A 12,777-nucleotide genomic window follows, 5' to 3' on the forward strand; every position below is an offset into this window, starting at 1 on the left:
TGATTACTTTATTCTCTATTAGTCAATGTCACCTTTTTCAACAGAGGTTTCTTTGACGACCCAAACAGCGGCAGCAGCACAAATGAGCATTACAGCGGCAAAGTCTAACATGTGCGGCATAGAGCTGCCCAGAAGTGGGAAGAGGCCAAATGAAACAATTGAGGCAACAATTTGTGGCAAGCAGATCCAGCAGTTGAAGAGGCCCATGTAAGTACCATCGTGCTTACCATCGAGGGCGTTAGTTAAGATGGTGAACGGAATTGAGTTCATCGTTACCCAGAAAATACCGATGCCGATAAAGGCAATCAATGAGAGTAACTTGGTTGGAGCAACTGACAAGCCCCAGAAACCAATGGCACCAATAATTAAACCAAATGAGTAAGCTGGCTTACGCATCTTATCGTTCAAGCGGGAAAGAACTAATCCCCAAATGATGGCGACACCGACTTCAACAGCAGACAGAACACCGAACCAGTTACCACCTGCTTGGTAGCCAGAGCTAGCAGGGTTAGTTGCGTGCCAAATGTTTTGAGCGACCGTCCCAGTGCCGTAAGTTGACAGGTACTGGAATGCAACCCAACTGAAGAATTGAACTAAACCTAAAGTCCAGAATACTTTTGGAGCTTTCTTAATAATGGTGATGAAGTTTTCGGAAATTTGTTCATCATTGCTGAAACCATGGTACTTAGCGTAAGTCTTCGGGTCGTATTCATCAACTTTCCAAATAGTAAAGATAGAAGAAACAACCAGGATAGCGGCGCCAAGGTAGAATGAAACCTTAACAGATGCAGGGACTTCACCCTTAGAAGCAACGTTGGATACACCGACGAAGGTTAAGAAGAATGGGAAGAGGTCGGCAGCAACAGAACCGATGTTGCCCCAAATAGTTTGCCAGGACCATGCTTCATCCTTTTGCTCGTCGTTAACCATGTCGGAAATCATCATCTTGAATGGTTGCATAGACATGTTAGAAGACAAGTCCATGAACAGAATGGCGATAGCACCAAACCAGAGAGCGGTTGAAGTCTTAAAACCAAATGAACCAGAGTTTGGCAACAGAATCATAACGATCAGAGCAACGATAGTCCCGACGATTAAATATGGCAGACGCCGGCCAATCTTTGGTACCCAGGTCCGGTCAGAGAAGTAACCAACAAGTGGTTGGACGATCATCCCGGCCAACGGTGGCAGGATGAAGAAGAAACCTAATTTCGTTGGGTCGGCACCCAAAGTTTGGAAGATCCGGCTCATGTTGGAACTTTGTAAGGCGAAGGCCATCGAAGTACCAAGGTTCCCAAAAGTCATTAACATTAAAGTAGCGAACGCTAATGTAGGTAGCTGCTTTTTACCTTTACTATTCTCCATATTGAAGAACCTCCAATAAATAATTGCATTGAATAACTAACAAACTATCAATTTACAATTATCTCTATAATACGATCAGACCAATAATGCAACCGCTTGCACAAATATTTTGAAAGCGAATACAAAACATTGCCGTCATACCGCGGTTAAAGACCGCAAAAAAAATTGCACATTATTTCCTACCGTGGGCAATAATGTGCAAGTATGTGAGTCAAAATTGGTGTTGGTAGCTGTGAGGGAGGCATATAATAGAAACAAAAGTTGGAAGTTGGTGATGAGATTGAGAACTGTTTTAAAATGGGTTGGCCGCATATTCATAGCATTAGTGATTATCCTTTTGCTTGTCCAGATATGGATGCTTCACGGCAGCCGTACGCATTCTTTTACCAGCGAGCGACGCGGTTTTAAGGCTTCTTCGACACCAACTTTGTTAATCCCAGGATGGGGCGGTGGCACCTGGAGTACAGACAAAATGATCCAAACTTTCCAGAATAAGAAGATCGCCCAAAAAGCGATGACGGTTTGGGTCTTCCCCAATGGCCGCACCATTATTAAGGGATCGCTCGATCAACACCAGAAGAATCCTCTCATTCAGTTGCTTTACGTCTGGAACTACAGTGCGACATATCAACCGCAGACGAGGCAATTAACGATTGTCTTAAAGAAGCTGCACAACAGTTACGGAGTCAACAAGATGAACGTGATTGCGCACTCATATGGTGGGACAGAATTCATGCACGCCTACATTGGTTCCCCAAGCATTCAAAAGATGATTGATTTTCGCAAAATTGTCCTCTTAGGAGTGCCAGTCGACGAAAGCTTTGGCACCAAGACACGCTATCGATTGGGATTAGCCAAAAAGTCCAAGGACGACAATTTCAAAATACTTGAAAAAGAAATAAAATCAGTGCATACTCACCACAACGATCAAATCTTCAACCTGATGGGGAGCAAGGATGGGGAGCGGACGGACGGCTCAGTTCCGCACATCCAGTCAGAGATGCTGCGCAATTTGATTAAGGATCATCCAAACATTCAATATCACGAGCATATTTATGCTCATACTAGTCATCCCATGTTACACCAAAAAAGCAACATCATTAACGATGTTGCCCATTATCTGTGGTCTGATGATTAGTAAGCTGTATCCATCAGGAAGTGCGTCAAGGCTGGAACGGCAGCGGCCCCTTCTTTCAGGCCGGTTTCGTATAAACCACGAATTTTTTTAGTGCTGTGTTCCAGTCGACCGATTTTAACCGGATTCGACGGAGCAATGCAGAACATCCGGCCTTCATCAACGAGGCGGTCAATCTCGTCAATTTGGTGATTATACATGAGTGGCCGGTTAATCAGCGCCTTGGCAAATTCTGGATGATCTTGAAAGGTACGATTGCTGAGCTTTTCCATCACTTTACCCGAAGGCTTTTTGCGGTATTCCTTATTACGGGTCCGAATGACAACTACCTTGTCATATCCTTGCTGATAGGCAAGGTCATACGGGATTGAGTCTGCTACGCCGCCATCCAAACATTTGCCCTTGGTTGTTTCCTGCGGATCACAGATGAAGGGAATCGAGCAGGATGCCTTTAAGGCGTTGATCAGGTTCTCGCCCGTGGGTTTATCAAAGGTCACGGTTCGGCCATTGGCCAGAGAAGTTGCGACAATCGTAAAATCCGACGCGGAACGTTCGTAAGCGCGTTCATCAAATTGGTGCCAGCGGAAACCGTGGTCGGTGAAAATAAAATCAAAATTGATGATGTTCTGTCGCTTCAGCAGGTGCGTTAGTGAGATGTAGTGGCTATCGTGACGATAGTTAATGTTGACACCCGACGCACGGCCGTATTGCTTTGACACAAAATTAGAACCGCAAAGCGCACCGGCGGACACGCCGATGACGGAACTAAATTCGATGTCATGTCGCAAGAAGGTGTCAAGAACGCCAGCGGTATATTGGCCCCGCATGGCACCACCCTCAAGAACCAGTGCTGCATTGTATAGCATTTAAACAATTGCTCCTTTCATAATCTAGGACTGGCACTTCAGAAGTTTTTTCTTTTTGGTTGGTCCTAATTGTTAATTTGATCACTTTTGGGAAAGATTTTAGTGAGAATGCAATTATTATACAATGACAGCATAAGATGCTCAAACGAGAAAGAAAGGAGAATATCAATTGGAAACCAAAAATTTTAAATATCCGGATACAAAAGCCTATGAATTTGTAATCAGTGAACTCAAAAAGCGTGGTGTGGATCTCCACGAACTCAGTAAAATTGCCTGTCACTTACAAGAACAATTTATTCCACAACTAACGGAAGAGGAATGCTATCAAGAACTGAATAACGTCCTGCACAAACGTGAACTCCTTAATAACGTGATGGTTGGCCTAGAATTGGACCGCCTAGCTGAAGAAAATCAGTTGAAGGAGCCGCTTCTTTCAATTGTCAGAAATGACGCTGGTGTCTTTGGCGTTGACGAATCGTTGGCATTGCAAATTGCCGACATCTACGGCACTATTGGGGTTACCAACTTTGGTTATCTCGACCGTGTAAAATACGGAATCATCAAGAAGTTCGATGAGGATAAGGGTCACGTTAATACCTTCATCGATGACTTACTGGGTGCGATTGTTGCAGCAACCTGTGCTAAAGTAGCACACAAATATGCTTAAGATGTTGAAGGGATTTGCCGATGAGAAATAATAGAAGCTTCTTTTTTGCCATTGCCGCTGTGCTGGTAGTCATTCTAGGAGGGTTGGGGGCTTATCTTGCTTTGCGTCCCCAGTATCCGAATACCCATACAACGACGATTTTTGTTCATGGCTACGCCAGCTCCTACCACGCTGAAGAACAGATGGCCAACTACCTGACAAGCCATGGGGCAAGCAATTCAGTTGTCAGGGCCGATGTTAGTGAAAATGGTCATGTGAAATTAGTTGGTAAAATCAAGCACCATGCTAAAAACCCGATTGTGGAGATGAACTATAATGCTCATAATCCTCAACGCGACATGAAGCACTATGACCAGTGGCTAGTCAATGTTGTACGGGTAGCCCAGCGTCAGTCTGGCTACAATCGCATCAACCTGGTTGGGCATTCCATGGGCAGTTTGCTAGCGGTGCAATACGTTAACCGCCATGCTCATGATCAGAATTTGCCCCGATTAAATCACTTAGTCGTTCTGGCTGGTGGCTTGTTCCCCCAATTTAAACAACAAATGGCTGGGAATATTAATAAGCAAACCGTCAAAAACTTGCGGGTTTTGAATGTCTACAGCGATAAAGCCCACGGTACCGATACAAGGGTACCTAACAAGTATTCACGGGCATTGCGCCCAGTTTTTGATTCTGCTAAGGAATACAAACAAGTTGAACTGCACGGCCTGACACACAGTCAGATCCACGAGAGTACGCAGGTTGATCGCATTTTGATCAATTTCTTGTTTGCGCGATAATGTGAACTACTCGGTCATGAATGACCGAGCTTCTGGGAACACGAAGTAGTATTTGGGGTATTGCGCATGTATTCATGCTACCCAACTTACAGAACTTCGTTCTTTTACCATGGCTAGTCCCTAGCCAACGGCTTTTAATCCTCGATGTAAGATATTAACTGCCGCATTAATATCTCGATCGTGATGGGTACCACACTTGGGACACGTCCATTCACGAATTTTCAATGGTTTAGGCCCACTGTTAAAGCCACATTTAGAACAGATGCGACTAGTGTCCTTGGCGTTGATGGTAATTAGCTTTTTGCCATACCAAGCGCACTTGTATTCCAGCATGATGCGAAACTGACGCCAACTAGCGTTGGCAATGGATTTAGCTAAGCAATGGTTCTTGATTAGATTTTTGGCTTTCAAATCTTCAATCACAATTACATCATATTTCCTAACTAAATCGGTTGTCAGCTTTTGCAAATAGTCTTGGCGTTTATTGGCCACTGCCTTTTGGTAACGGGCTTTGATCATTCTAGCTTTTTGCCAGTTTTGGTAATCATTCAAGTCTTCTTTGATAGTTTTATGGCTATGGTTCCATTGGTTGACCGCCGTTTCAGCTATATTTTTACGACGGTTAAATTTAGATTGCCATTTAATAACCTGTTTTTCATACCAATGAGCATTGAACGTTGGATATTTGATCCCATTAGAAGCAATGGCTAGGTCAGCAATACCGACGTCAATGCCCACGGATTGACCTGTTTTAGGCAACGACTTGGTCTCAGTTTCTACTTGCAATGATAAGTAATAGCGACCCGTCGGGTTGTAACTAAGCGTATAGCGTTTAATTTTGCTGTGGATTAATTGGCCGGTTTTGCTAGTGCGAATACTACCTAGCTTGGGTAATTTCATGCGTCGCTTGGCTTCTACCCGACAAACTGAACGACCAGTGTAGGCTTGCCGTAGCTGATGCCGTGATTTAAAGCGTGGATAACCACCACGGTGTTTAAAAAGAGCTTTAAAAGCCAAGGCCAAATTATGATTAACTACTAAGAAACTCGTGGAATCACTTAATTTTAAATAAGGATATTCCTGCTTTAGGCGTTTCAAAAGATAGTTCATGCCATATTCATTCACAAACTGGCTCTTGGGATTATTGTGATAACGTTTTTTAGCCATATCTAACATGAGATTCCAGACTTTGCGATCATTGCCAAACATCTGCCAAATCAAATTGGTCTGAGCTTGGTTTGGGTACAAACGAAGTTTGATCCCCTTAATCACTTTAGTCACTACATTCACCTCACTTCTATTGCTCCTTTTTGCGCTGATCATCAATGTATTTAGCTACCGCTTGTTCGTTTACTGCACCAATGCTTTCCACATAGTAGCTGGGCGACCACAGATGACGTCCCTGCTTTTTCCAGTAACTAGTTTGCAATTCGGGACATTTGCGAAATAACTGATAAGCAGTAATTCCCTTTAACCAACGGACAATATTAGTCACCGATAGTTTTGGCGGTGCACTTACTAGCAGGTGAACATGATCATCTTTACCGATTTCCAAATGAGCAATGTCAAAGCCATATTGTTTCGCAATATCTTGTACTAAGGCCTTAAATACCTCCTCTACATGGCCGGTAAGCACCTTATTGCGATACTTGGTACCCCAAATGATGTGGTAATTCAGATTATAGACAGATGTTCTCCCATATGTAAGCCTATTAGTATCTTTCATATCAATAATTATATCATATTTAAGTTAATCCATGTGTCCAAAGGACACAAAAAAGAGGGCAATTCATCACGTCCTTAAAAGAACGTGTTTCCTTGCCCGTTTTCAAAAAAGTCGCTTGGAAATCACCCAAGCGACTTTTTTCGTTAATCAAACTAAATTCGTTTTAGTGTTGTGTGTGGTACTGATGGAACATTGGATATGCCAACGAGGCAACGATGATAGCCACAAAACTAAATACTGCGATGAAATTACTCAGAGCTGACATCATAATGCTCAATCCTCCCATGTCATTTAATTTCTATATCTCTTTACACCTTCATTATATCCTGGCCTAATCGTTGTGGCTACGGTTCTAGCAAAGTCTTATTGAAGTATTATCGCACTCTTAGCCTACTTTATTTTTGATAGCAAATGCTTAGAATTCTCAGTTTTGATGAGAATCAAATGAGCAATTACATGAAAATGTGCTTGCCTTCGAGTGGACTATAAGGATTAAAGTAAGATTAACAAGTTTGCTACGACAGTTAAGATGGAGGTTTAGAAAATGGAGACAAGAATACTGGGTGAGGATTTGAAAGTGACGGCAGTTGGCCTCGGCTGCATGGGCTTTTCCCATGGTTATGGCAAACCGGTAGATGTTGATCAAGCTGTTAAAGACATTCGTGCGGCTTACGACATGGGATACCGTTTCTTTGACACTGCTGAAATTTACCAGGGAATCAATCCTGATGGTTCAACCAACTACAATGAAGAAGTAGTGGGACGGGCGCTGCATGATGTTCGTGACGATGTAGTAATTGCAAGCAAATTTGGTATTGCGGCTCATGAAGGATCAGACTTAAAGGTTGATTCGAGTCCGGAGACGATCCGCCGTTCAGTCGAAGGCTCTCTGAAACGCCTGAATACTGATCATATTGATTTGTACTACCAGCACCGGATTGATCCAAGTGTTTCTCCCGAAACGGTTGCGAGTGTGATGAAAGAATTAATCGATGAAGGTAAGATCACTCACTGGGGCATTTCAGAAGCTAATGAGGATTACTTGCGTCGCGCTAATGCCGTCTGCAAAGTGACTGCTGTACAAAACCGTTACTCAATGATGTATCGAAATTACGAAAGTTTATTCTCGGTACTTGAAGAATTACATGTGGGACTGGTAGCATTCTCTCCATTAGCTAACGGTCTGCTGACGGATCAAATTAAGCAGAGTACCTTTGCCAAAAATGATTTGCGGAATAAGATGCCACAGTTTAAGCCAGAAGCGCTGAAGAAAAATCAAGAACTCTTCAACTTGCTTGAAGAAATTGCCGCGGATCACAACGCCACGCCAGCTCAAATTTCATTAGCCTGGATGATCAACAAGAAGCCATACATTGTTCCAATTCCTGGCAGTCGTCACCTCAATCGAATTAAGGATAACCTGGCAGCTGGTGAAATCAAGATGTCAGCTGATGAGGTTAAACAAATTGATGAGGCACTAGATGCCGTGCCGATGTCTGATGTCTTTTCAGGCACCAAAGTTAAAAAGAATTAGTAACCAAAAAGGTTCTGCTCTTGTGGGCAGAACCTTTTTTACTAATCATGGACGCGTTGGTTAGACTTCGTAGCGGCTGGATCAATGGATGATAGGTGACTCGCGATTCCCCAGCGGAAGAAAAGATAAGAGATAATCGCAATGATGACCATGTCCCAAGGGTATTCGATGATTCCACGGCCTCCAAAATCTTTACTGCCTAGGAAGGACATCAGTGAAATGAAGACCAGGTAAACGATCAGCCAAGCGGCACCTTTGACTTGTGGCTTCCAGGGGCGATGCTGATAACGGATTTCGTAGTACAAGTAGATCGGCAAACCAAGGGCAATGACGAAAATAACCTGGACCGTCGTCGGCCACATCGTCCAGTAGATGGCTAGACTACCAAGAATGAAGGAAAGGGGAGCCATCCATGACAAATAATGAGGAGCGAAAGGCCGGTTAAGGTTTGGTGCCATTTTTCGCAATGAGATGACAGTTACAGGACCGGTCAAATAAGCAATTAGAGTGGCGCCAGTGATGACCGTAGCTAAAAGTGACCAGTTACGAAAGACGTTAACAATGATAATCGCCAGAATAAGGTCAGCTACCATCGCAAAACGCGGCACCATGTAACGACGTGCCAGCCGACCAAGCCACTTTGGCATGTGGTGGGTTCGCGTCATGGCAGCTAGTGTCCGTGATGCTGTAGCAACGAAAGCCACTCCCGTACCAAATGGTGAAACGAAGGCATCCATATAAAGCAAAATGGCAAGCCAATTCATGCCTAAGATAATGGCAATGTCTGCAAACGGTGAAGTGTAGTTGATGCCGTGCCAACCGACGTGTTGCAAAGTTGACGGGTTGACTGCCCCGATGAAGGCAACCTGCAGCAAAATGTATATTGCGGCGGTGATAAACATTGAAATCAGGACCCCACGGACGATGTTCTTATGTGGGTTCTTCATTTCACCACCCATATTGATAATGGTTTGGAAAGCATCGTAGGACATGATGATTCCGGCAACCGCGGTTGCTTCAAAGATAGATTTGCTGCCGTATGGCATGAAGCCACCGGTTGCTACCGAATGAAAGTTGCTGGCATGAAAGCCGGAGATAATCAGCATCAAAATTGTTAAAGATGGCAACCCGATTTTGAAAAACGAAATCAAGTTCGTAAAGTGAGTCATCAATTTAACTGACCAGAAATTGATGAGGGTGAAGATAATCATGAAAATGATCACGACGCCGATCCCACTTGTGGTGACTTGACCGTGATGGAGAAACTGGCTTGTCCAGTTGGCCCAGGACCAGGGCCATGAACTCATGTATTGAACCGAAGCCACAGCTTCCATTGGGACCAACGTGATTAGCGAAATCCAATTAGCCCATGCAGCAATGAACCCCAAGAGTTCTCCGTGACTGTATTGGGCGTAGTGCGACATCCCACCACTTTCGGGAAACATAGCCCCTAATTCAACGTAATTTAAGGCAAAACAAATAATGATGACGGCCCCAAGAATCCATGACAGGATGGCAGCAGGCCCTGCCACACGTGCGGCAGTTCCCGCCCCGAAAAGCCATCCTGAACCGATCAATGAATTGAGGGCCAACATGATACCAGAGAATAAACTGATCTTTTGAGTTGGCGCTTTGTTCATAATTTTCCTCCGTTATATTGAATGAATATACAATTATAGGTAATAATGACTAATTAACCAATTATTAATGGCTGAATCTTATTCATTCTACCACAAGTAGCGGCAGGCGGAGAACCTATCTCTGACATTTGGCCAGTAATGCTCACTGACTATATTACTTAATATTGATAATTTATTCATTAGCGTCATGTTGACCATGGTTGCTAATTTCTTTCAGAGCATTGCGCTGTTTAGCCTGATCAACGTGGGTATAAAGGTCGGTAGCACTGGTTCCTTTTTGCCCTAATTGTTGGGCAACCAGCACTTGATCTTTGGTAACTGAGTATAGTTCTGAAGCCAAGGTGTGCCGCAGCTTGTGGGGCGTTAGCGGATGTCCAAAGGCCCGTGAGTATTTGTTAACCATCTTTTCAATGGCATTGGTGGTCATCCGCCGCGTTTGTCCATGGTAGCGTGTCAGAAAAAAGGCACGCTCTTTTTTGTCGGCTTGGTAGCGCTGCTTGCGAATAGCTGCATAGTCGTTAATCAACGGAATTGTCCACGGTGCGATGGGTACGGTATCACGCCAGCCACCTTTGCGAGTGACATCAAGGGTCTGACTCTTGAGGTTTAAGTCTTGCAGGTCGACGCCGGCCGCTTCGGATACCCGGACGCCAGTTCCGAGGATTAAGGCAATAATTGCGATATCACGTTCGTGGTTTTTCTTGAAAGCAGGGCGAGCATGGGGGTCACATTGTTTTTCATACTGGTTTTTAAGAAAGTCGATAAAATCATATTTACGCTGGCCGGTGTACATGTGCGACTCCAGAATATGGGCGCGGTAGTTTAGGGTTTGGGTGTCATTAAGAGAGCCGATCTTTTCCATCACGTTTCGTTCGAAGTACGGCTGACCATTGTTATTATCAGCCGTGACAGTCAGGAATTTAAATAATGACCGCAAAGCATTTAATGAACGGTTGATCGTTGTTGGCGAATCTAGGCGGTGCTGCTTGTTCGTCGTGTGCTTTAGTTGGTCAATATAAAACATGATGTCATTACGTCGCAATTTTGCCAGATCAGCCGTCGTGATTTCTTGGTTGGTTTGAGCCTTAGTTAAGCCAGCTTCACGAAGCCAGTCGAAAAAGCGACGAATTTCCGTTAAGTACTGGTAAATTGTTGTAACGGCATGGTTTGTTCCGACATAATACTCTTGAACAAAAGATGGCATGGCAGCCAGTTCCTGTTTGATTAAATCGAGGTATTTATTAACCGGCATTGTGTTTCCCTCCTAGAAATAGTGGGGCGGGGTAGGGGGAATAGTTAAGTTTCTCTTCCCCTGCGCGAGATAATTATCAATTAAAGGTATTTATTTGTATTATTGCAGATTGGGCTCATTAACTCGGCTAAGGATTACTGCAGCAATCTGTTAATGCGGCATTGCTAGCGTATCCCAGTCGAATAACGAGAAATTGCTAACTGAATCAATAAGAAACAAATTTTATATGCTTGCTGAACCACTAAATGTGCATAAAAACACCAAAAAATATAAGTAAAAAAACAGACGATTGTTAGCAAATGCAAATCTTGGCAGCATTTCAGTAAATGATCAATGTATTGGCAAAAGCCATGATATTGGAAATAATTTTAAAATTACTGGCAATCCTGATTCAGCCAGATTGATTTCAAAGAAGAACAACATAAAAACAAAAGAAAGTTACATCCAGTAAAGTTGAAGCTTGACAGATAAAGATTGAAATCAGGTGAGTGCAAAAATCCAATTGCTACCTGTCATTAAAATTATAGTTTTAATGACAGCAAAAAGCAAATTGAATCATCGTTGTGCAGATTTTAAATAATCATCTTTGAAGATCCACCATCATCAATGAAGCTAAATAATCTTCGCAAATACTTTTCATAGCTCAATCAACACTTACCTAATTCTTTAACTAAGTATCGACTTCGGCAAATGTAAAATTATAAGTTCCTCAGTCAATTTAATGCAAGAATTCTAGGGCTAAAACTAAAATTGTTGAATGTCAGCAAAGCCAATGATGGATCCAAGATCAAAAGACGTTTTGATAATTGGCGTCAATCCACAATTTTGGCTTCATTTCTAAATGATTCGTCGTTAAATCACCAAATTAGCCCCATAATAATTCCAAAATTACCGCATTCACTATTTAAAAGACGTTCAAACCCTGGTCTGACGGCATTCTAGCTACATTGGTGCTCAGATTTGCCCTCAGACGCATTTTTAAAAGATTAGACGAGTAATTGATCGTCTAGGTGACTCTCAGAGCTAACTGGTGTCAGTATATTATCATTCACTAGTGGGATCAAATTTGATGACTAAAAGAAAATACAGAGAGCTTGTTTTACACCTCAAATGAAGAAAGCAGACAAATAAGTGTCCATTATCAGCAGTTTGTTTGAAAATATTATATTTAGTGATGATCAAGTTGCTGTTGCAATTAGTATTGCCGTTGGGCAAATCCGTTTTTGATTATCTAGTTTACATAATATATATTATCACAAGTAGTATCTCCAAAAGAAAAAAGCCCTGGTGGTATCACCCACCAAAGCTTTTGACTTCACTCTTTAAAAATGAATTCGCTTTTCCAGTGGCTTGTCGACGATCCATGCTACGACGGCACCGACAATTCCTTGCAGCAAATTGGTTCCGATACTCCAGAATCCAGTAATAATTGACTTGGACAGGATCCAGTCGGCAAAGAAGTAACCGATTACCATGATAACAACGCCAACCAGTAAGGCAATCTTCTTTTTGCCACTGCGCTTGATAATCCAACCAGCTAAGAATCCTTCCAAACCATGAGAAATAAATGAAAAGATCATGTACTGACTATAACCTGAGATCAAATCCAACAGTAAACCACCAAAGCCACCGACAACTAGACCAGAAATTGGGCCCAACAACATGGATGCTAACAGAATTGGTGCATCACAAAGGTTAATGTTTCCCCGGGTCATTGGAATTGGAATTAGAAAAATCCGCCCGAGGACAACAGTGATTGCCAGAAGCAAAGCAGCAAAGATCGTTTTTTGTAAACGCTTATTCTGCATTA

At 43.0% G+C, this 12,777-nt stretch carries 11 protein-coding genes; 4 read left to right on the forward strand and 7 right to left on the reverse strand.

Translation table 11 applies throughout. The features are described 5' to 3' along the window. Positions 1-18 precede the first annotated feature (18 nt). Entirely contained in the window at positions 19-1,365 is a 1,347-nt protein-coding gene (locus tag AB3114_RS02375) for an SLC45 family MFS transporter (protein ID WP_367341662.1), read from the reverse strand. 355 nt (positions 1,366-1,720) lie between these two features. On the opposite strand from AB3114_RS02375, the gene AB3114_RS02380 reads away from it, so the two are divergent. Further along, entirely contained in the window at positions 1,721-2,503 is a 783-nt protein-coding gene (locus tag AB3114_RS02380) for an alpha/beta hydrolase (protein ID WP_367341904.1), read from the forward strand. Here the strand turns inward: AB3114_RS02380 and AB3114_RS02385 are convergent. After that, entirely contained in the window at positions 2,500-3,366 is an 867-nt protein-coding gene (locus tag AB3114_RS02385) for a patatin family protein (RefSeq protein WP_367341663.1), read from the reverse strand. The genes AB3114_RS02380 and AB3114_RS02385 overlap by 4 nt on opposite strands. Positions 3,367-3,535: 169 nt before the next feature. On the opposite strand from AB3114_RS02385, the gene AB3114_RS02390 reads away from it, so the two are divergent. Next, the gene (locus AB3114_RS02390; protein WP_367341664.1) at positions 3,536-4,033 is read left to right on the forward strand and encodes a phosphatidylglycerophosphatase A; all 498 of its coding nucleotides are present in this window, start codon (positions 3,536-3,538) and stop codon (positions 4,031-4,033) included. Positions 4,034-4,053: 20 nt separating this feature from the next. Beyond that, a complete protein-coding gene (locus AB3114_RS02395) occupies positions 4,054-4,815 on the forward strand; it encodes an alpha/beta fold hydrolase (protein WP_367341665.1) in 762 nt (253 codons plus the stop codon). Positions 4,816-4,935: 120 nt separating this feature from the next. On the opposite strand, the gene AB3114_RS02400 is transcribed toward AB3114_RS02395, so the two are convergent. After that, the gene (locus AB3114_RS02400; RefSeq protein WP_367341666.1) at positions 4,936-6,096 is read right to left on the reverse strand and encodes an RNA-guided endonuclease TnpB family protein; all 1,161 of its coding nucleotides are present in this window, start codon (positions 6,094-6,096) and stop codon (positions 4,936-4,938) included. Positions 6,097-6,112: 16 nt separating this feature from the next. Beyond that, a complete protein-coding gene (gene tnpA / locus AB3114_RS02405) occupies positions 6,113-6,541 on the reverse strand; it encodes an IS200/IS605 family transposase (protein ID WP_367341667.1) in 429 nt (142 codons plus the stop codon). A gap of 544 nt (positions 6,542-7,085) precedes the next feature. On the opposite strand from tnpA, the gene AB3114_RS02410 reads away from it, so the two are divergent. Next, positions 7,086-8,075 carry an aldo/keto reductase gene (locus AB3114_RS02410; protein WP_367341668.1) on the forward strand — a complete coding sequence of 330 codons (990 nt, stop codon included), beginning with the start codon at positions 7,086-7,088 and terminating at the stop codon, positions 8,073-8,075. Between the two features lie 41 nt (positions 8,076-8,116). Here the strand turns inward: AB3114_RS02410 and AB3114_RS02415 are convergent, their stop codons facing one another. From AB3114_RS02415 to AB3114_RS02425, 3 genes are all read right to left on the reverse strand, one after another. Next, complete coding sequence (locus AB3114_RS02415) at positions 8,117-9,715, reverse strand: APC family permease (protein WP_367341669.1); 1,599 nt, start codon at positions 9,713-9,715, stop codon at positions 8,117-8,119. A 172-nt stretch (positions 9,716-9,887) separates the two neighbouring features. Beyond that, complete coding sequence (gene xerS / locus AB3114_RS02420; RefSeq protein ID WP_367341670.1) at positions 9,888-10,967, reverse strand: tyrosine recombinase XerS; 1,080 nt, start codon at positions 10,965-10,967, stop codon at positions 9,888-9,890. A gap of 1,322 nt (positions 10,968-12,289) precedes the next feature. Next, on the reverse strand, positions 12,290-12,775 hold the full coding sequence (locus AB3114_RS02425; RefSeq protein ID WP_367341671.1) for an ECF transporter S component: 486 nt from the start codon (positions 12,773-12,775) through the stop codon (positions 12,290-12,292). Between the last annotated feature and the right edge of the window lie 2 nt (positions 12,776-12,777).

Source organism: Limosilactobacillus sp. (genome assembly GCF_040772465.1).
GTDB lineage: Bacteria > Bacillota > Bacilli > Lactobacillales > Lactobacillaceae > Limosilactobacillus.